15 protein-coding genes and 2 pseudogenes are annotated in these 19,775 nt (G+C 72.4%); 6 read left to right on the forward strand and 11 right to left on the reverse strand.

Features of this window, described 5'->3' with window-relative positions:
* Window positions 1–109: 109 nt before the first annotated feature.
* Window positions 110–1,114 carry a type I glyceraldehyde-3-phosphate dehydrogenase gene (gene gap / locus ACWEN3_RS19820; RefSeq protein ID WP_452972429.1) on the reverse strand — a complete coding sequence of 335 codons (1,005 nt, stop codon included), beginning with the start codon at window positions 1,112–1,114 and terminating at the stop codon, window positions 110–112.
* Between the two features lie 132 nt (window positions 1,115–1,246).
* Between gap and ACWEN3_RS19825 the strand changes: the two genes are divergently transcribed.
* Both ACWEN3_RS19825 and ACWEN3_RS19830 read left to right on the forward strand, forming a co-directional pair.
* Window positions 1,247–1,708, forward strand: coding sequence for a MarR family winged helix-turn-helix transcriptional regulator (locus ACWEN3_RS19825; protein ID WP_452972432.1), 462 nt, complete (start codon window positions 1,247–1,249; stop codon window positions 1,706–1,708).
* Window positions 1,709–1,822: 114 nt separating this feature from the next.
* Window positions 1,823–2,410, forward strand: coding sequence for a histidine phosphatase family protein (locus ACWEN3_RS19830; RefSeq protein ID WP_452972435.1), 588 nt, complete (start codon window positions 1,823–1,825; stop codon window positions 2,408–2,410).
* A gap of 104 nt (window positions 2,411–2,514) precedes the next feature.
* On the opposite strand, the gene ACWEN3_RS19835 is transcribed toward ACWEN3_RS19830, so the two are convergent.
* From ACWEN3_RS19835 to ACWEN3_RS19850, 4 genes are all read right to left on the reverse strand, one after another.
* Complete coding sequence (locus ACWEN3_RS19835; protein ID WP_452972437.1) at window positions 2,515–3,714, reverse strand: beta-1,3-glucanase family protein; 1,200 nt, start codon at window positions 3,712–3,714, stop codon at window positions 2,515–2,517.
* An 83-nt stretch (window positions 3,715–3,797) separates the two neighbouring features.
* Complete coding sequence (locus tag ACWEN3_RS19840; protein WP_452972440.1) at window positions 3,798–5,075, reverse strand: family 16 glycosylhydrolase; 1,278 nt, start codon at window positions 5,073–5,075, stop codon at window positions 3,798–3,800.
* 645 nt (window positions 5,076–5,720) lie between these two features.
* Complete coding sequence (locus tag ACWEN3_RS19845; protein ID WP_452972443.1) at window positions 5,721–5,885, reverse strand: zinc ribbon domain-containing protein; 165 nt, start codon at window positions 5,883–5,885, stop codon at window positions 5,721–5,723.
* Window positions 5,886–5,944: 59 nt separating this feature from the next.
* Window positions 5,945–6,331: a hypothetical protein gene (locus tag ACWEN3_RS19850; protein WP_452972446.1), complete on the reverse strand. Its 387-nt coding sequence runs from the start codon at window positions 6,329–6,331 to the stop codon at window positions 5,945–5,947.
* Between the two features lie 108 nt (window positions 6,332–6,439).
* On the opposite strand from ACWEN3_RS19850, the gene ACWEN3_RS19855 reads away from it, so the two are divergent.
* On the forward strand, window positions 6,440–6,943 hold the full coding sequence (locus ACWEN3_RS19855; protein WP_452972449.1) for an LURP-one-related/scramblase family protein: 504 nt from the start codon (window positions 6,440–6,442) through the stop codon (window positions 6,941–6,943).
* Between the two features lie 66 nt (window positions 6,944–7,009).
* Window positions 7,010–7,711, forward strand: a complete 702-nt coding sequence (locus ACWEN3_RS19860) for a metal-dependent hydrolase (RefSeq protein WP_452972451.1) — start codon at window positions 7,010–7,012, stop codon at window positions 7,709–7,711.
* A gap of 54 nt (window positions 7,712–7,765) precedes the next feature.
* Here the strand turns inward: ACWEN3_RS19860 and ACWEN3_RS19865 are convergent.
* A pseudogene (locus ACWEN3_RS19865) lies at window positions 7,766–8,302 on the reverse strand (histidine kinase); the annotation flags it as partial.
* A gap of 206 nt (window positions 8,303–8,508) precedes the next feature.
* Window positions 8,509–11,010: a SpoIIE family protein phosphatase gene (locus ACWEN3_RS19870; protein ID WP_452972454.1), complete on the reverse strand. Its 2,502-nt coding sequence runs from the start codon at window positions 11,008–11,010 to the stop codon at window positions 8,509–8,511.
* A 451-nt stretch (window positions 11,011–11,461) separates the two neighbouring features.
* On the opposite strand from ACWEN3_RS19870, the gene ACWEN3_RS19875 reads away from it, so the two are divergent.
* Window positions 11,462–12,700 (forward strand): hypothetical protein, encoded by a 1,239-nt coding sequence (locus ACWEN3_RS19875; RefSeq protein WP_452972456.1) that lies wholly within the window; start codon window positions 11,462–11,464, stop codon window positions 12,698–12,700.
* Between the two features lies 1 nt (window position 12,701).
* Here the strand turns inward: ACWEN3_RS19875 and ACWEN3_RS19880 are convergent, their stop codons facing one another.
* The 4 genes from ACWEN3_RS19880 to ACWEN3_RS19895 all read right to left on the reverse strand — a co-directional run bounded on the left by ACWEN3_RS19880 (window position 12,702) and on the right by ACWEN3_RS19895 (window position 16,670).
* Window positions 12,702–13,352, reverse strand: coding sequence for a 2-phosphosulfolactate phosphatase (locus ACWEN3_RS19880; protein ID WP_452972458.1), 651 nt, complete (start codon window positions 13,350–13,352; stop codon window positions 12,702–12,704).
* Between the two features lie 83 nt (window positions 13,353–13,435).
* Window positions 13,436–13,741 (reverse strand): DUF1232 domain-containing protein, encoded by a 306-nt coding sequence (locus tag ACWEN3_RS19885; RefSeq protein WP_452972461.1) that lies wholly within the window; start codon window positions 13,739–13,741, stop codon window positions 13,436–13,438.
* A 25-nt stretch (window positions 13,742–13,766) separates the two neighbouring features.
* Window positions 13,767–14,915: a hypothetical protein gene (locus ACWEN3_RS19890; protein WP_452972463.1), complete on the reverse strand. Its 1,149-nt coding sequence runs from the start codon at window positions 14,913–14,915 to the stop codon at window positions 13,767–13,769.
* Window positions 14,916–15,704: 789 nt separating this feature from the next.
* Entirely contained in the window at window positions 15,705–16,670 is a 966-nt protein-coding gene (locus tag ACWEN3_RS19895) for a DUF1152 domain-containing protein (protein WP_452972465.1), read from the reverse strand.
* Between the two features lie 124 nt (window positions 16,671–16,794).
* On the opposite strand from ACWEN3_RS19895, the pseudogene ACWEN3_RS19900 reads away from it, so the two are divergent.
* A pseudogene (locus ACWEN3_RS19900) lies at window positions 16,795–19,775 on the forward strand (hypothetical protein); the annotation flags it as partial.

The raw sequence follows: 19,775 nt of genomic DNA on the forward strand, positions 1-19,775 counted from the left end.
ATTCCTCCAGCGCAGCATGCAGTACCCGGCCAGGGCCGTCGGGGCGGAGAAAAACGGCGGACGACCGTCGCTGACGTGCGGGTGGTGCGGACGCCGGGTCGGCGACGAACTACAAGGACGACCCGATGAGCAGTGACAGGTCGATGAGGCGGTTCGAGTAGCCCCACTCGTTGTCGTACCAGCCGACGACCTTGACCTGCGGGCCGGACACCCGGGTGAGCCCGGCGTCGAAGACACAGGAGGCCGGGTCGCCCGCGATGTCGGTGCTGACCAACGGCGCGTCCACGTAGGACAGCAAGCCCTTGTACGGTCCCGAGGCCGCCGCCGCGTACGCCTCCTTCACCTCCTCCACGGTGGTGCCGCGGCGGGTGGTGACCGTGAGGTCGGTGACCGAGCCGGTGGGGACGGGCACCCGCAGGGCGAAGGCGTCCAGCCGGCCGGAGAGTTCGGGCAGGACGAGGCCGATGGCCTTGGCGGCGCCGCTGGAGGTGGGCACGATGTTCAGGGCCGCGGCCCGGGCCCGGCGCAGGTCCTTGTGCGGGGCGTCCTGGAGATTCTGGTCCTGCGTGTATGCGTGGACCGTGGTCATCATGCCGGAGTCGATGCCGACGGCGTCGTGCAGCACCTTGGCCAGTACGCCGAGACAGTTGGTGGTGCAGGAGGCGTTGGAGACGATGGTGTGGCGCTCGGGATCGTAGTCGCCGTCGTTGACGCCCATCACCACCGTGAAGTCCTCGCCGCTGGCCGGAGCGGCGATGATGACCTTCTTCGCGCCGCCCTCGACGTGTGAGCGTGCCTTCGCGGCGTCGGTGAAGATGCCGGTGGACTCGATCACGATGTCCACTCCCAGGTCGCCCCAGGGCAGGGCGCCGGGGTCGCGCTCGGCGAGGACCTTGATCGTCCGGTCACCCACGCGGATCGCGCCCGGCTCGGCGGTGATCTCCTCGGGGAAGCGCCCCATGATCGAGTCATAAGCGAGCAGGTGGGCCATCGTGGGCACGTCGCCCAGGTCGTTGACGGCGACGATCTCCAGCTCCGAACTCCGCGCGGCCGCCGCACGGAAGACGTTGCGACCGATGCGCCCGAAGCCGTTGATGCCGATTCGCACAGTCATTGGTGTGTTCCTCACCTAGCGCTCTACAAGTCCGGTGACGCGCCGTTGCGCCGAGGTGCAGACCGTGCGCCTGACGAGGCGCCGGCACGCAATCGATCAGGAGCTTATATAAGTCTGCGATATATTTCCAGGGTGACTTCTACTCAGCGTGCCGACAGCAACACCGACTTGGCCGTCGGTGACCTCACCAGGGCGATCGAGAACTTCAACCGTTACTACATCCGGCTTCCCGCGGTGCAGAAGCTGTCGTTCACGACGCTGTCCGTGCTGGACACACTGGCCTTCAGCGGTCCCAAGCGGCTGACCGAACTCGTCAAAACCGAGCAGATCAGCCAGCCGGGGCTCACTCAGCTGGTCACCCGGCTCGAACGCGACGGTCTCGTGGAACGCCGCCCCGACCCGGCGGACGGACGCGCCGTCCTCGTCAGCATCACCGAGAGCGGCCGAAAGATCGGCCAGGTACGGCACGAGGACCGGGGCCGTCACCTGGTCCCGCTGATCGCCCAGCTGACGCCCGCGGAACGGCAGGCCATCGCCGCGGCTCTGCCCGCCCTGACCCGTCTGGCGGAGCTCGGGGCCGAATCCGGACGGTAGGGCCCATCCGTTCCCCGAACGTGGCGGGCACGTCCGTGGACGGACGACGAGGGCTACGGTCCCATGCGTCGGACGCCACCCGCCGCGTCGCATGATCAGATAGCGTGCTCGCCCATGGGGGAGCTGATATTGATCAGGCACGGCCAGACCGAGTGGAGCCTGTCGGGTCGGCACGCGGGGCGCACCGACGTTCGGCTGACTGACGCGGGCGAGGCATCGGCCAAGGCGCTCGCTTCGAGGTTGGCCGGACGCCCGCTGGCCGGCGTCTTCAGCAGTCCGCTGAGCCGCGCCACGCGGACGGCCGAGTTGGCGGGCCTGACTGGCGCCAGGCCTGTTCCCGACCTGGTGGAGTGGGACTACGGCGGCTACGAGGGTATGACCGCAGCGCAGATCCGCGAGGGGCGGCCGGGCTGGGACCTGTGGCGGGACGGCGTCGTTCCCGGCGACGCTGACCATCCCGGTGAGCGGCTCGAGCAGGTCGCCGCGCGCACGGACGCGGTGCTGGACCGGATCCGGCCGCTGCTGAACGACGGCGACGTCGCCGTGGTCGCCCACGGTCATCTGGCGCGTGTGCTCACCGTGCGGTGGCTGGGCCTGGACGCGTCGGCCGGCCGAGTACTGGGCCACCCGCATCCCGGAACGCTGAGCTTCCTGGCCGCTGAGGATGGACAGCCGTTCATCTCCGCCTGGAACGTCCCGTAGTGGCAGCCTGCCGCACGAACGCAGTGAGAGGCGCCACCAGCAGAGGAGGGCCGAGGCGATGCCGGCGAAGGCTTCAGGAACATCGGCCCTGGGTAGACCGTCCGTCAGAACGGTGACACGGTCAGGGTGAAGGAGTTCGGGCTGGTGTCCTGGATGTAGGAGGCGAAGTCCGCGACGTCGTCGAAGGCGAAGCCGTATGCCTTGCCGTCCTCGGTCGCCGCGTGGATCGCCTTCGCGTAGTGGTTGGTCAGCTGTCCCTGGTAGAAGGCGGCCGCGTCGGTGGCGGGCTGGACGGTGTTGCTCAGCAGCGTGGAGCGGTTGAAGCCGGCGCCCAGGACGGCGGCGACGGGGCCGGTGGTGCCGTCGTTGGGCGCGGCGAGGTTGCCGTCGCAGAAGAGGACGTCGCGGGTCGAGGGCTTGGCGAAGGACACCGAGGCCGGTCCGTCGAAGGTGAACCGCCCGCCGCGCACTCGGCCGGTGAACGTGCCCGCGTTGGTGGTGATCTTCAGGTCCTTGCCGGAGTAGGTGCTCCACACCTCGTCGATGTAGGGGGCGAAGTAGTCCTTGGCGAAGAGGCCCGCGTCCAGGCCGTGGCCGGGGGCGATGATGCGGGTGTCGTCCACGATCAGCGGCGCGAACTCCTCGACCTTCTTCACGGCGGCGAAGGCTGCGGCGCGTCCGCCGTTGCGTACGGTGCCCGTCGTCTGGTCCTTGTCGCCGGTGAGACGGATGCTCATCGGAATGCTGAACATGTCCACCATTGTGGTGTTGCAGAACATGCCGGCCGCGTTGTGCGTGAACTCGGCACAGTCGTGCAGCACTCCGTAGCTGGGGTCCGACGTGACCCACCCGGCCGGGTACTGAAGGGCCGCGTTGCCGTTGCCGTCGGTCACGACCTTGAACTTGAGCTTCTTGCCGAGTGCGATGTAGATGCGCCCGGACATGTACGGCAGGGACAGCTTGGTCTCACCGCTGCTCGCGAGCGGGATGGCGTAGTCGGTGAAGCCGTCGGCACCGTTGTCGGTGAGGGCGATCGGGGCGACGGTGCTGTCCGGGGTGAGCCGGACCTGCTTGCCGTCCAGGTTGCCGACGACGTAGAGGTGCACGGAGGAGTTGCCGAAGGAGCCGCTGTTGTTGACGACGGTCATCGGGAGCGAGCCGGTTGCCGCGGCGGTGTTGCCGTCGGTCTGGCTGGCGAGCGCGTACGGGGCGATGGCCGCGATCGCCGGGACGCCGACGGTGGCGCCGCCGAGGGCGAACATCATCTTGCGGCGGGTCAGATTGCGCTGGTGACGGTGTGCCATGTGGGGAGCTCCTTGCGGGGCCCCGGCCTCGACCGGAGCCATTTCGTGGGGAAGGTGGGGGTGTGGGGGCTCGGCCGATCGGCTCAGCCGACGGTCCACTTCTGGTTGGCGGTGCCGGAGCAGGTCCAGATCTGGAGGCGGGTGCCGTCGGCGGAGGAGTTGCCTGTGGCGTCGAGACACTTGTCGGCGCCGCTGTTGGTCAGGTCGCGGGCGGCGGTGTAGGTCCACTGCTGGGCTTTGGTCCCGTTGCAGGTGTAGACCTGGACGGCAGCACCGTCGTCATGCGAATCGGCCTTGACGTCAAGGCACTTGCCGAGAGCCCGTACGGTGCCGTCGCGGCTCAGTGTCCACTTCTGGGCGTCGGCGCCGTTGCAGTTGTGCAGCTGGACGGGGGTCTCGTCGGCACTGGAGGCGCCCGCGACGTCCACGCACATGTCGCCGATGCCCTTGATGGTGCCGGTGCGGCTCGTGCCGCCCGAGCCCGAGCCGGCACTGTCCGAGGCCGAGACGTGGACGTAGTCGACGGTCATGGTCTGTGGGAAGGAGGTGCTGGAGTCGGGGCTGCCGGGCCAGTCACCGCCGACCGCGAAGTTCAGGATGATGAAGAAGGGGTGGTCGAAGACCCACTTGTTGCCGTTGACGTCGTTCGGGGTCCGGGTCTCGTAGGTCTGGCCGTCCACGGACCAGGTGATCGCGGAGGGGCTCCAGTCGACGGCGAAGACGTGGAAGTCGTCAGCGAACGCCTTGCCGCTGGGCAGGGTGTACGCGGCTCCGATGCCACCGGAGCCGGAGTAGCCCGGACCGTGGATTGTGCCGTGCACCGCGCCGGGTTCCTTGCCGACGTTCTCCATGATGTCTATCTCGCCACTGTTCGGCCATCCCGCGCTGCCGAGGTTGTCACCCAGCATCCAGAAGGCCGGCCAGACGCCCTGGCCCCGTGGGACCTTGACGCGGGCCTCGAAGTGGCCGTACGCCTGGGTGAAGGCCTTGGCCGTGTTCAACCGTGCCGACGTGTACTGGCAGGTCCCGTACCAGCACCGCAGAGCCGAGTCGCTGTTCTTGCGGGCCGTGATGACAAGATGGCCCTTGCCGTCGAGCGCGGCGTTGCTGGTGCTGTTGGTGTAGTACTGCAGTTCGTGGTTGCCGTTGCCGTTGCCCCCTGTCTCCAAGGTCCATTTGGAGGAGTTGGGCGCGCTGCCCGCGGGGCCGTCGAAGTCGTCGGACCATGTCTGTACCGTGGCCGCGTTCGCCCGGTCGGCGGCCGGGCCTGACGTGTTGAAGAGGATGGCGGAGGTGAGGGCGGCGGCCATCAGGCACACCAGCCCCCCGAACGACCACCGGCGTGCGCGATGAGCGGCCATGGTGAGAACGCACCTTGTCTGTGGGGGAGTTACCGATCGGGCGCCGCCCGGTGCATGTCGAGCGTGCGGACACATCACGAGCCGAGAGCGCTCTCAACTGCACCGGCAGGCCCGCCGGTTGGCCAGACGATACGCACGGACGCCGCGTCCGCCAACCGGAAGGCGCGACCTTAAAACGCCCTGAACTGCCCGTACTTGAGGAAGTCGTACCAGAGCGAAGGTAGTTTAAGTCTCATTTAACCTTCCCTTAAAAAAGAAGGGGTCGGTGCATCACGTGCCGCCGGGCTCGCAGCCGCGTGCCCTTACCCGACGTGTAGCGAAACTTTTCGCAGCTGTGAGCGAGAGGTTTCCTCGTCCCGTACCAGCCGACGCCAACGAGGCTGCAGGGCATCCAGGAGGCCGTGTGTCTCCGAGAAGGGGGGGACAGTGCACCGGGACGACGTCGACGTAACCCTCCGTAGCGAGATGGAGGCCTGGAGGTTCATCGACTGGCCTTCGCCAGGGTCTCGGTGGTGGTGTGAGGGGAGCGAGGTCGGGTGATGCGCTGGGCAGTGCCCCACAGTTCGCGGTTACGCCACTGTTGGGCGGGCGTGAGCGGCCGGGCCTTCCCTCCGTGACTCCTCCCCCTCATGAGGGGGCTTCTCACTATGCCGATTGGGCATCGCGACGGGCCGGCCCGGCCTGTAGAACGTTCAGGGCGCCCACGATGTCTGCGTGCGCGTGGTGGCCGCACGAGATGCAGTGGAAGGTCTCCTGTGCGGGCCGGTTCTCCTTGGCGGTGTGCCCGCATGCGGTGGCTGGAGCATCCACGCCACCAGGTCCGACGTGGGGTGACCGGGGCCGGCCGGCCGTGTGGTCAGCAGATGGCGTCAGCGGTTGCCGCTGCGGCCGAAGACCCTGCCGACGAGCCGGACCAGGAGCCAGACCAGCAGGGCTATGAAGAGGATGACGAGGATGACGAGGACCAGGAGGAAGGTACCCAACTTCCTGAAGAAGCCGCCCTTCTTCTTGGACTTCGTGGTGCGGAGCCGAGCCGACGATGTGTGATGCCGGGACCGGTGATGGCGGAAGCTGATGCCGGAGGCGGTGTCCGGCGACGCGGCTCCGGTGCGTACGGTGGTGACGGCCGCCGTCGCCTGCTGCTGTGCGTGGGTCGCGGCGGCCGCCGGTGTCACTGCCAGGCCGAGTCCGAGCAGCAGCATCAGGAGCAGCTCCGCCGTGCGGCACTTCGTGCGGCGGAGATTTGTGGTGGCCATGTGTGACTCCCCGCTTCTTGTGCGGATGCGGTTGCCGCTTTGCGTAACGGCGCAACTATTATCGCGGACAGTTGTTGCTCGCCATCACCTGAACGGGACGGGGACCCCATGCGTTATCTGATACGGGACCGCATGCTGGCGTTCCATGAGGAGGCCTGGGTCGAGACGGAGCACCGGGAGAAGGTGTTCAAGGTCGACCGCAAACTGATGCGGCTGCGTACGACGTTCCACTTCGTGGACGCCCAGGGCGATCAGGTCGCGAGCATCGTGAAGAAGGCGCTGACCCTTCATCACACGATCCTGGTCAAGCAGGACGGTGACAACGTCGGCCGCATCAGCAAGCGGAGGTTCCGCTTCTTCGGGGACCGTTTCAAGGTGACCCTGCGGGACGGGCGCCGGCTGCGCATATCCGGCAACCTCTGGGACCGCGAGTTCGACATCACGGACAACGGCACCACCCTGGCGCACATCTCGCGCCGTTGGTTCAGCATCCGCGACTCCTACGCCGTCGACGTGATGTACGAGCCCGACGGGCTCCTGCTGATCGTCCTCGCGGTGTGTGTGGACCACATCATCGAGGACGGCAAGGGCGAACAGCTCACCAATCTCTGACCTTCGACTGTTCAGACATCGACGCGCCGCTCGCACGGCGCCCGATCGGGGGAGAACCACCTCATCATGATGGGCCATTCGCATGCTGTGAGCGGTGCGCTGCTGTTCGCCGGCACCGCTCCGTACCTGCCACCCCTGCTGCTGCACACGCATCTGGCGCCCCGGGAGGTCCTGATGGGCACGGTGCTGTGCGCGGGCGCCGCGCTGCTGCCCGACCTCGACCACCACGACGGCACGATCGCGAACTTCCTCGGCCCGGTCTCCAGGATCCTGTGTCGGTTCGTCGCCTGGATCTCCGGCGGACACCGCCATGCCACTCACTCCCTGTTCTTCATCGCCCTCATGACCGTGGGCACCTGGGCCGGAATCGCCTACCTGGGCAGGCCCTTCACGCTCGGGATGTCCTTCTTCCTTCTGGCCATGGCGGTACGCGCGCTCAATCTCTGCCCGCCCGGTCATGGATTCCACGCCTGGGGCACCATCGTGGCGCTGGCCGCGCTCGGCACCGCCGCGATCTCTAAGTTCATCCCTGCCGCGCCGGGTTGGCTGCCCTACGCCGTCGGCCTTGGCTGCCTGGCACACCTACTCGGTGACTCCATCACCAAGCGTGGAGCCCCGTGGCTGTGGCCGCTGAAAACCCGCTACGAGATCGTGCTGATCAAGAGCAGCGGCAACAGGCTGGAGACCGAGATGCTGACGCCGCTGATGGGCGCCGGCACCATCGCCCTGCTCTGGCTGACGGTCCTGGCGCCGCACACCCTGCACTGAGGCGGTTCCCGGCGCACGCGATGCCCGGCGCGGCGGCGACGACGTGTCCCGCGGCGCCGCGAGCAGCAGCGGCAGCTGCTGGGCGGCCGCCCCGCCCACGTGCGCGGTGGTGATGCCCGCCGAGACCAGCCCCACCACCTTGCCGCCGGGGTCCTTCACCGGCACCACGACCTGTACCAGCGGGCCGATCGTGCCGTTGACCTGCTCGACGACCGTGCCCCCCGCCTGGGCCGGGCCGATGGTGCCGACGAACTTCTTGCCGATGCGGTCCGGTTTGGGGTGCGTGTAGCGGATGCCCTGTGTGCTCATCGCGACGATGAAGTCCACGCCGGTCGCCTTGCGGGCGGCCTCGGCCTTGGGCTGCAGGATCGCCGTCGGGTTCGGGGACTGCATCGCGGCCGCCGTGCCCGGTGCGTTGGCGAACGTCTGGGCCACGGCGAGGGAGCGGTTGCGGGCCTCGGTGTCGCTGTCGTGCCGCACCTGCAGCACCTGCGCCACCACGGCCGAGACGACCAGCAGCAGCACGATCACCACCTGGAGCAGGAACACCTGCCCGGCGACGCTGCGTCCGGTCACCGCCGACCGCAGCATCCCCGGCCGGTCGCCGTTGCCGCCGTCGCCACCGGATCCGTCCGGCTGCCGGCCCAGCGGTGCGCGCGGGTGCCCGAAAGGACGGGGCGGCCGAGTCGCGGGCCGGCCGGGCAGTCGCACCATGTGCCCATGTCTACACTGCCCGGCGCCGTCAGGCGAGACTGTCACCCCAGGTGACCGCCGTACGACGAACCGGCGCCGGCCGGTCACGCGGGCCGCTCGGGTGCCGGACGGCGGGCGGCGAGCAGCAGCGCCACGTCGTCGGGGCGGGCTCTGGCGTGCCGGGCGGTGGCGGTGAGCCGGTCGGCGACCCCGGACAGCGAGCGCCTGCCCCGCCGCCCGGCGGCCGCCCCCGCCCTGGACAGGGCCAGCCGCAGGGCGGTGATGCCGTCGTCGATGTCGGCGCCCGGCCGCTCCACGAGACCGTCCGTGTACAGCGCGAGGATCGCGTCCTGCTGCAGCAGCAGCTCGGTCACCGGGTACTGGGCGCGCGGATCCACCCCGAGGACGACACCACCGGGGATGTCCAGCAGCCGGGTGCGCCCGTCGGGCGAGCCCAGCAGCGGCGGCGGATGCCCCGCCCGGGCGACCCGGGCCTGTCCGGTCGCCGGGTCGAGGCGCACGTAGCAGCAACTCGCGAACTGGCCGGGGTCGAGGTCGATCAGCAGATGGTTCGTCCCGCTGAGCACCTCGTCCGGCGACCGGTCGCCCAGCGCGAACGCCCGCACCGCGCTGCGCAGCTGGCCCATCGTGGCCGCCGCCTGCACCCCGTGCCCCTGCACGTCCCCGATGACCAGCGCGAGCCCGTCCCCGGCCTCCACCACGTCGTACCAGTCGCCGCCCACGTCCATGCCCTGCGTGCCCGGCAGATAGCGGCCCGCGGTCTCCACCCGCGGATGCGTCGACAGCCGGCGCGGCAGCAGGGCCTGCTGCAGGCCGCGGGCCAGGGCCGCCTCGCTGTCGTAGCGCTGCGCCCGCTCCATGGCGTGCGCGATCAGCCCGGCGAGCGCCGTCAGGACCGTGCGCTCCTCCGTGCTGAAGCCGCGCGAGCCGTCGAAGCCGAGGATGCAGGACCCGACCGGCCGGCCCGAGGCGATCAGCGGCAGGAAGGCGCGGGCGCCCTCCTCGGCGTCCAGCGGGATCCCCGGGTAGGTGGCCGCCAGCAGCTCCATCGACTCGAAGAACAGCGGGCGGCCCGTCGTCAGCGTCTCCACGCCCGGCAGGTGCGCGTCGAGTCCGACGCCGTCGAACGGGGCGAGGAAGCCCTGCGGGAAGCCGGTCTCCCAGGCCAGGTACAGATGCCGTTCCTGGAGCAGGTAGATGGCCAGACGGCGGCCGCCGAACGCGGGCAGCAGCTCCCGCATGACCACCGCGGACACCTGCCGGGCCGTCACCGCGTCCGACAGCGCGATGGCCAGGGCGATCGGCCGGTACACCGGCGCCATCGAGTCGCCGGTCACCGTGTCCTCCGGCACAAGCGCCTCGGGCACCGGCTCGACCGGTGTGTCCATGCGGCTGGCCGGGACGAGGGTGCAGGTCAGCAGGTCGGCGCCGGGATGCGCGGACACGGCGAGCCAGTCGTACTCGCCGGGGGCCATGTCCGCGCCCGCCGGCCGCCGCACATGGAAGTGCACCGGATCCGGGGCGAGCAGGGCGCCGCGCAGATGGTCGTCGTACGGCGGCCCGGTCAGCCACGGCATCGCCTCCCACAGCGGGCGCCCGAGCAGCCACTTACGCTCCCGGCCCGCGAGCCGTGCGGCGGCCGGGTTGACGTACACGATCAACCCCATCCGGTCCACACAGAACACGCCCTGCGGCAGCAGATCGGCCGCCCCCTCCGCGGCGGCGGCGCCCGGGTCGAAGACCATCCCGCCGACCGCGGTCGCGGAACTTTCCTTGTCCGGCGGCCACAGGTCCACCAGGCGCGGTGTGCCGTCGCGCGCCCGCAGGCTGAGCGGCGCACCCGGTGGCTTCCCGGCAGCCGTCTCGCGCAGCGCGGCGAGGATCCGGTCCGCTTCGGCCGGGGACAGGGCGTCCGCGAGCGCGGCCTCGGTCCCCTCGAATCCGCCGGGCACCAGGCCGAGGAGGGCGTGCAGCCGGTCGTCCGCGCGCACCGCGCAGGTCACCGGGTCCCAGGTGAACCGCCCCACGGCGGCCCCCGAGGGCCGGCTCGCGGGCGGGCGGACGCACTGCGGTTCCCCGTCCCAGACGAGCTCGCCCTCGTCCCCCTCGGCGAGGGCGAGCAACTCGGCGCCCAGGCCCTCGGCCAGCCGGGCGAGCAGTTCCCGGTCGAGCGGTTCGTCCGGGGAGTCGCCCATCGCCGGGCGCAGCACCGTCAGCACCCCCACCGGCTCGCTCGCGCCCGGCACCGGCATGTGCACCGACCCGAACGGGAACGGCAGGCCCGCGGCGAACTGCGGGTACCGGCGCATCGTCTCCGTCGCGTTCGGCAGCACCACCTGCACGCCGAGCCGGTAGGCGTCGGCCACAGGGAAGGGGCGGGCCACGTGCATCCGCCACCAGGCCCGGAACAGGGGGCCGGGCAGCCCCGCGAGCACCGCGAGGCGGAGCAGGCCGGGGGTGCTGGAGCGCAGGTAGACGCCCGCCACCCGGCCGTCGGCCGCGCGGAGCGCAGCGGTCGACGCGTCGGCCAGCAGCGCGGCCAGCCGGGCCCGCGTGCGGACCGTCTGCTCCCCGCTCCCAGCCATGGGCCCTACCTCGTCCCGCGTGCCTCCGGGTGGCTGACACAGCAAGAATGCGCCCGGAAGAGTGCGGAACGCACCTGGGCGGACGAAGGAAAACGGACGGGTGGGCTGGGGACCGGGGCGGCGGTCCGCGAGCGGGTGCGGTGGGAGCGCGAGAGGCGTGGCTCCGGGTGCGCGGGGCGGCGGGCTCGGGGGCCGCTTGCGGGGCGTTCTCGGGGCGTGGGTGAGCGTGGGGGCGATTCGGATGGTGTCCACGACGGCTGGGTCTCGGCGGGCGTGTCGGTGCCTCGGCGTGATCGGCCCCGCTTCGCCGCGTCCCGTGCGGAGTGGCCTCACACCAGTGCCTCATCCCGGTGGCGGAGCCATGGAGCCGCTCCTAGTAATGGACTGGAGCAATGCCGCGCGCCGCACGCGGGGGCGCCGGTTGCGGCCGTACCCCTCTTCTGGAGCCGATATGACCGTCCGATCTTCGTCCCCTTGCCCCGACGACTCCGTCATATCTCCAGCGCCGGCCGCCGCCGGGCTCCCCACCCGGCCCGCTCTCGTCCTGACGCGGCCCGCACCGCCGCCCGCACCGTTCACCGAGCCCCTTCCCGAGGACGAGGCCCGGTACGGCGACCCGCTGCACGGTCTGGTCCGCACTGCCGTCACCGACCGCCCGCTGGAGGACGTCGTCCGGCTCATCACCCTGCTGGAAGGCGCGCCGGAGCACGCCCGGACCGCTGCCGACGCGCTGAGGGCGGCCGCGGTCGACCGGTCCGTGGAGGACGTCACCCGGCTGGTGACCCTGCTCACCAAGCCGCCCCGGGGGACGGACAGCGCCGACGAGGCGATCCGCGCCGCCGCCGAGAGCCGCCCCCTGGAGGACGTCACCCGGCTGGTGCAGCTGCTGCACCGCACCCCCGTGGAGCCCCACTGCGGGCAGGCCGTCGTGCGGGCGGCGGCCGTGAGCCGGCCCATCGAGGAACTCGCCGAGCTGATCGGCCGCCTGGCCACCGAACGCGCAGAACCCGAGGGCCTGTCGCCCGAATCGGCGGCTTCCGAATCGGCGGCTTCCGAGCCGGCGGCTCCCGAATCGGCGACCCCCGCGCCCGCCGAACCGCAGGCCCTGCCTGACGCCTCCGCAGCGGCCGGGCCGTCTCCCGTAGCGGCCGCGCCGTCTCCCGCAGAGGCCGCGACGCCCCCCATAGTGGCCTCGACGCCCCTCGTGTCGGTCACGCCGTCTCCCGTAGCGGTCATGCCGCGCCCCGCCTTGGCGGAACGGCCGGTGATGCGCCCCCAGTCCGGTCACGGTTCCGGCGCTCACGTGTGGGTCCGGGGCGCGGCGCTGATGGTGTTCCTGTGCGGGGCCGCCCACGCCCCGCGCTACTGGCTCGGGCTCTCCCACGGAGCCCTCGGCGCCACCCTCATCGCCTCGGCGCTGTGCATGCTGCTGGCCCTCGCCCTGCCGAGCCGGGCGGTGACCGCCCGGCTCGTCGCCGCCGGCGCCGCCGTCGCGGTCACGGCGGCCCTCGCGGCGGGCCAGATGCTCGGCGGCCGGTTCGGCCTGCCGGACTCGGCCCGGCTGTGGGCGGCGACCCTGGCCCCGCGCTGGCTCGCCGGAACGACGGCAGCGGCGGCCGCGCTCGCGGCACTGGTGGTGGTGCTGGCAGTGCTGATCGGAGACAACGGCGGCCGGGACGGCGCGTCCTGAGTCAGGTCACAGGGTGCGGCCCGCCGGTGTCCACCGGGCGCAGCACCGGGTGACCGTCCAGACGAGAGGCCGCCATGGCGAACGGGAAGCTGTCTGCCGCGAGGCACATCCCCACGTCCTCGGCATGCACCCCCGCCCAGCCGCGCCGCACGCCGTCGGCCAGCCGCGCGGCGGCGTCGGAGCGCCGGGCCCGCTCCAGGTAGGGACCCGGGTCGGCGTCGTCCGCGCGGACCCGTTCCGCGATGTACTCGGCGCAGGCCAGGTCCTCCTCCGCCCGCCCGCCGTCCCCGGTGACGACGAACGTCACCGTTTCCGGCCGGGCGCGCCGCAGCGCCTCGGCGGTCGCCCGGGCCACCACGAAGCTCGCGCACAGCAGCAGCCCGGCGTCCGCCACCGCCAGCGCGCCGGCCGTCCCCGCGGTCGTCTTCTGCACGACCGTACGGCCCCGCACGTCGAGCGAGCGCAGCCGGGCGGGCGAGTTGGCCAGGTCGAAGCCCGGCACCGGCGGCCCGTCCTGGAAGGCGAGCCAGCCGGGGTGACGGGCCTTCAGCTCCAGCGCCGCCTCCTGGGTACCGGCGAAGACGATCCGCTCGGCTCCGCGCCGGAAGGCCCAGGCGGCCACGGTGAACGCGCGCATCACGTCGACGACCACGGCGACGTCCGGCTATGCCGGGGCGGCGGGGATACCGGTGAACACAGTCCGCATCGCACCATGGTGGGGCACACGACGGCCGCTCAGGGGCCGGGGCCGGTCGTCTCCGGCGGCAGCGGCGGCAGCGGCGGCCGGGCGGCGCGCAGACTGCGCAGCGCGAGGAGCAGTACGCCGATGTCGTCGAGGTAGATGGGATCGGGCAGCAGGTCCGTGGGGAGTAGCAGATAGACGACCGCGCCCCAGAAGACCCAGCGCGGGCCCGTCGGCAGCCCCGCCCGCCGCAGCGTGCGCCGGGTGCGCACGAGCCGGACGAGCAGGCCGACGGCTATCGCGAGCAGCCCCGCCGCGAGGACGGCGGCGACCAGGAGCAGGGTCGTGGTGGTGTCCATCCGGCCTCCTTCGGCGACACGGGACCTACGACGGCCGGTCCGTGCCGTCGACGGTCTCCTCGGAAGGCGTCTTCCCCTTGCCGGGGAATCTCAGCCGTTCGAAGGTCCGCGTCAACTGCTGGAGCGCGGCGGGCGTCCGGGCGGCGGGCCGCTGCTGCGGCAGGGCCTCCCCGGGCACGTCACGGTAGGCGGCCAGCGCCTCCAGGGCCTGCTCGGCGGCCTGCTTGTACAGGTCCCGGGACTTCGTCATCGCGTCCAGTGCCTCGGCGTACCGGGCGACCATCTGCCGCTCGCGCTCCAGTTCCTCCTGAAGGGTCATCAGGGTCCAGTTGTCCCGCAGGTCCGCCAGCGCCTCCTCGGCGTCCCGCGGCAGGGGCCGCGGCAGAGCGGCGAAGTGCCGCAGGGCCGCGAAGAGCTCGGCGGGCTCCGAGCCGTCCAGGAAGACGCTGCGCACCCGGTGTTCCTGGCTGTCGTAATCCTTCGGCGCGGGGTCCGGCGGGAGGAGTACGGCGCCGCCGCGCGGCACCTCGACACCGAGGTCCTTCAGCGCCCAGTTGACTGCGCGCAACTGGTGCGGGGCGGCCCGGTGCTCCACGACGAGGTGCCTGAGGCCGGGCGGCAGCAGCCGGGCCAGCGGCAGCTTCCCCTGCTCGTCCGGGGTCATCGCCTCGTGCACGACGAGGTTGACGCACCATGCCTCGCGGGACGCGTCCCGCAGCCGGCGCCGTATCTCCTTGTCGTCCGCGGGCAGCGCGTTGACCTGCCGGAAGCGCAGGCCGGAGACCGTGGCGTGATGGTCCCAGGAGCCGTCGTCACCCGCGACGGGCGCGTCCTCGGGCCAGAACAGCGTCGCGGGCGAGGGCCAGCCCTCGTCCCACGCGCGCTCTGCCTCCGCGACGAGCCGCCACTCGTGGCCCTGCGGTTTCTCGCGCGGCACGAGGACGAGCCGGGCCCGCACGGTCGCCGTGCCGTCGGCCCGCCAGCGCGCCTCGAAGACCCGCCGGGGCGAATCCTCGGGGACGGGGGGTTCGGTGAAGTCGTCGATGTCCCCGCTCTCCTTGTGCCGGCGCAGGGTGCGGCGGACGACGTCCTCGGGTGCGGGACCGGTGTGGCGGCCGCGGGCCGCCCAGAGGGTCTGCGGGATGGTGGCGCGGTCGCCGGCGGTGTTCGACATGAGCCAATCTGCTGATGGGGGCGGGGGCGCCTCCCAGTATCACCGCTCGGCCCGACAAGACGTCGGCGGGGGGCCGCGCGGCGCGCCGCCGCGCAACCGCGCGCCCCGCGCACCGGCGCGCGCGGTTCACACGGGGTGCGCGGGGCGTGCGTCAGGCGACCCCGGCTCACCCGTGCCCGCCGCGGCGTACGGCGCCCAGAATGGACCGGCGAGCGGGGCCCGCCCACCCATCCGCTTCGGGGTGGGCCCCGCTCTCGCACCGGTCACGACCGAGGCCGACTCGCCCGGACCTGCGCACTGCCCGGGCTGTGGCCGCTGATCCGCCCGCCGGTGGACGGGACCGGCCTGGGCGAGCCGGCGTTCGTCGTGACGTACGCGCTCTGCGTCTGGTTGCCGGCCCTCGCGCTGTGCCCGTCAACACGCAGCTCGCCATGAGGGCCGGCCCGGCGTCTTCGAGGTGCTCCCGCCGGCCGTGTCCGATCCTGTCTGTGGGCCGCCGTCCTTTCGTCGCAGGCGCGCTCGGCCGGCTGCTGCTGTGGCGCCATCGGTGGCCCGACGTCGGCGCACCGGGCGGTGCGCTCGCCCTCGCCGCGCTCGGCCTGCTGATCCTGGCGGTACGCGCCGCCGCCCTGTACCCGTGGCTCGACACCCCCGGCGCCGACGAGTACATCGGCAACGGCCGCCTCGGCCGGACGGCGGCACTGCCCCTGCTGACCGTGGCGCAGGCGTCGTCGGCGTCCGGGAACTCGCCAGGCGCTGACAAGCGTTCCCTTTGCGCGGCGGCGGGCGTCAGTGCGGGAACACCCGGGGCTGGCGCTGACGGGGCAGCTCCTCGCGGAAGCCGGCGATGGCCGTGCTGATCTGGCGCATCAGCACGGTGCCCGCCAACCGGTCGAGGTAGAGGTTGGCGCGGGCCAGAGCGGGCAGGTCCACGCAGAAGTACAGGGCCATCAGAGGATTGACGAACAGCTCGCTGTTACGGGTGCGTTCCGTGAACCGCACGTCGCCGAAGTCACCGCCCACCGCGGCGGCGACGGAACCGTTGACGATGCTGGGACGACCGGCGTGGCAGCGCTGGGCGTGGGCGACCGCGTCCAGGTAGGCGCTGCCCTCGGGACTCTCGCGGGGGAGTGAGAAGGCGCCCAGGTAGCCGCCCTCGCGGTCCAGGGCGGCCAGGTTCTCCAGGACCAGCGCGTGGTTGACGCCGTGATAGGCGTCCACCCCGAACCCCAGGCAGGCCACCAGCCGTTGCGGCACCTCGTCCAGGGCCGCCACGGCGGCCAGGCTCGCCATGTCCTCCTCCGGAGTGCCGAGCCCGTGCTCGTCACCCCGCATCAGGATGTCCGTCCCGCCGTCGACGAGGACGATCGCGTCCACCCCGCCCAGATGCTCCACGAGGGCCCGGTAGGCGGCCCGGAGCGGCTCGACACCCGTACGGGGAAAGGCGTGGACGATGTCCGGCAGACCCCGCGCCGCCAGCCACCGGGCCAGCGACCGCTCGGGGAAGTAGTCGCCGTGCAGCGGAGTGTCCGGGCGGACGGCGGCGACGTCCTCCGCCACCCAGTGGTCGAGGCCGAGGCCGTACAGGTCCGAGAAGGACAGGTTGGCGAGGTGGACCTCGGCTCCGGCCGAGCGCAGCGCGAGCGCCAGCGGCAGTCCGGCGTAGACGTCGAAACCGCCGCCCGCACCGGCGACGAGCACACGTCGGGACTCGCGCAGGCGGGCGAAGAAGAGGGGCTCACGGAGGGAGTGCACCGCAGGACCCTAACAGGGCACTCCCCGCGCCTCATCAGGGTTTTTCGCCGGCCGCCGTCGGGAATCGCCCTGCTTGTCCACAGGTTCTGACGGGGTGTCGGACCCTCGTGCCAAGATCGGTCGCATGCTCGCACACGCCCTGCTGCCCTCGGAACCGCACCGGTCCGCGACGTACGCCCGCTGGGTCGAGGCCCATGACCCCGGCGCGGAAAGTGCCGCGCTCGCGCTGCTCGACGAGGTGTCCGCGGCCGTGTCGTGCGCGTACCCCAGGATGGAGCGCTGCCTGGAGCGGCTGAAGCGCCGGGCGAACGGGCTGCCGGCGGCTCATCTGCCGTGGTTCTGGGACACGGTGGGGCACCGACTGCTCGGGTACCGCGGGCGTGCCGCCGCCAAGGCGTACGCCCTGGCCCGCCGGGCCGAGCAGGAGCACGCGCTGACCGTCGACGCGGACTGGCGGCGGGCCAACCTGCTGCTGTTCGCCGCCCACGGCGCGCTGCCGATAAAGGAGTTGAGCGAGCACCAGCGGCGGCTGGCCGGTGAGCTGCCGCCCGCCCGGGCGCACGAGGAGTATGTACGGGTGCTGACCGCCTGGGCGGCCTCCCCGGGCGAACTCCCCGCCGATCTGGCGCGCCGGGTCCGGGCGTCGGCGGGCGCCGCCGGGCTCGGCACGGACGAGGAGGCCCGCGTCCTCGGGCGGGTCCTCGCCGCCGCCCACGGCAAGACGGTCCCCGACGCCCTGCTGGAGGCCGCCACCGCACCGCTGGCCGACCACCCCCAGGACACGGACGTGCAGGCCGCGCTGCTCGACCTTTTCCCGGTCTCGCGCAACGACGCCTCGGCGTGGCTGCGGCTGCTGCTGCGGGGCGGCATCATCGACGCCGCGGCGGCCGGACGGCTCACCCCGCAAGGGGACCTGGCCGGCTGGCTCGGCCGGTACACACGCACGTACGCGCACCGGAAGGAGCCCTACGGCGGCGTCTCACGCCAGCCCGTGCCCGCCGAACTCTTCGCCGTCGTCACCCGGTTCGCCCCCCGGCTGCGGGCGGCGGGCACCCCCGTGCGCATCCATGAGGACCAGTACCACTGGCCGGGTCTGGACGCCGACCTGCTGGACGCCTGCCTCGCCGAGGGCATCCCCGTGGCGGACCCCGGCGAAGCCGTCCGGCTGACGTTCTGGGACGACCGCTCCCGCCGCGATCTGAAGGCCCTCGCCGCCGACCCGGTCTTCGGTCCGCGGCTCGAGGGCACCGTGCACGCGGGCCTGCGCGGGGGCGGCACGGCGATCACCCGCCTCCCGGAGAACGCCGGCATCGCCGCCGAGGTGCACGCCCGGGTCGAGAGCCTGCTCGGCGCCCTGCGCGCCGGCGGCCTCGCCGCGGCCGACGAGGCGGTGACCGAGCTGGCCGGGCTCCTCGACCGGCCGACGGCCACCGCCCTGGACGGCATCGAGGAGGCACTGGCGGACCTGGACCTCACCGGCCCGCTCGCCCGCGCCCTGCGGGCCGGACTGCCCGAGGAACTGGGCTGGCCCGCCCTGGAGGCGGCCACGGCGGGCTTCGACCCGGCCGACGACCTCCGCGTCACCTGCACCTGGCCCGTGCTGACCGTCTTCGGCGCCGACCGCGCGGTCGCCGTCGACCACGCGGGGACGCGCGGGTCGTGCACCTACCGGGTGCCGGACGAGGCGGCCTCGCACGCCGTCCACTACGCCGGCGGGCAGTTCCTCGTCAGCTGGCGGACCGGCGACCGCGGGGCCTGCGAACAGGCCTTCTGGAGCGAGCGGCCGCACGAGGTGTTCACCCCGGAGCAGACCTTCGGCCTGTATCCGTACGGCGGGCTGATCCAGGGCGCCTTCGGCTTCCAGTTCGAAACCCCGGACCGCGGCGGCCGGTTCGACGGTGAGCGCGTGCTGCGGCCCGGCGGCCGGGAGGGCATCGGCGGCCACGAACTCCAGCTGGGCGACGGCCACCGGTACTGGAGCGCCGAGGTCTTCCACGCGGGCGGCAACTGGACGCCGTACGACCCGGCGACCGGCACCCCGTGCGCCGACCGCAGCCTGCCGGAGTTCCACCGCGACCGCGAACTTCCCTCGGGGACAGAGGAGTTCGAGGGCGGCCAGTTCCTCGCCGCGCTCCCCGAGGACGCCCCCGCCTCCCTCCTCGGACAGGACGGCCGCCTCGTGGGCTGCCGCGTCCTCAACCGCACGCCCCACCAGGGCCCCTCACCCACCGAGTTCCTGCTGGAGTCGGCAGACGGCCGCACCGCTCGCTACCGAAGCCACCGCTACGGCCGCCACCCCTGGGGCATCATCGCCCTCCCGGAGGGAGGCGAGGACGCCGTCACGGCCGGCGAGCAGACCGTGCGCTGCCATGCCGCAGAGGACAACTCGCTGCTGTGGCAGGTCCACGGCTTCGTGTCGCCCGCGGAGCGCGACCGCGACCGCCCGCCCACCCTGGGCGAGGACGCCGGGCCCGTGCCGCCGCCCGCGTTCTGGCACTTCCTCACCCCACGCGACGAGCACTCCTCCAAGGCGGTGCGCACCGTGGACGACCACACGGTCCGCGCCCTCCTCACCGCCGCCGCGAGCACCCAGGAGATCGAGGACCTGCGCGCCCATGTCACCCGGCTCCTCCCCGGGGCCGCCGACACCCGGGTACGGGAGGGCGTGGTGCGCGCCGCACGGCTGGCGGCCGAGGTGCTGCACCGCCGCGAGGAACTGTCCCGGCGCGTCGGCATCATGCGCTCGGGACCGGTCGTGGACCTGCCCGCTGAGGTCCCCGACACCGTCCTCGCCCCGGCCCTGACCGGCCTGCTGCCCGACCTGCGCCCCTACGAGGCGTACCGGCCCGAAAAGCACCCGGGCACCCTCACCGCCGTCGCCGCGGACGGCCGTCATCTGCGCGGCGAGATCGACGACGAGACCCGCGGACTGGCCCCGCCGTCACGGCCCGCGGAATGGCAGGACCTGCTGGGCGGGATCGACGCCGTCGCCTGGCGGGCCGCCGTCGAGACAACCGGAATCCGCGGCTCATTGAAGACCAGACCGCTGACGGACCGCGCGAACTCCTCCAACATCGGGTCCATCAACGGCGAATGGAACGCGTG

This window comes from Streptomyces sp. NPDC004561 (assembly GCF_053602155.1).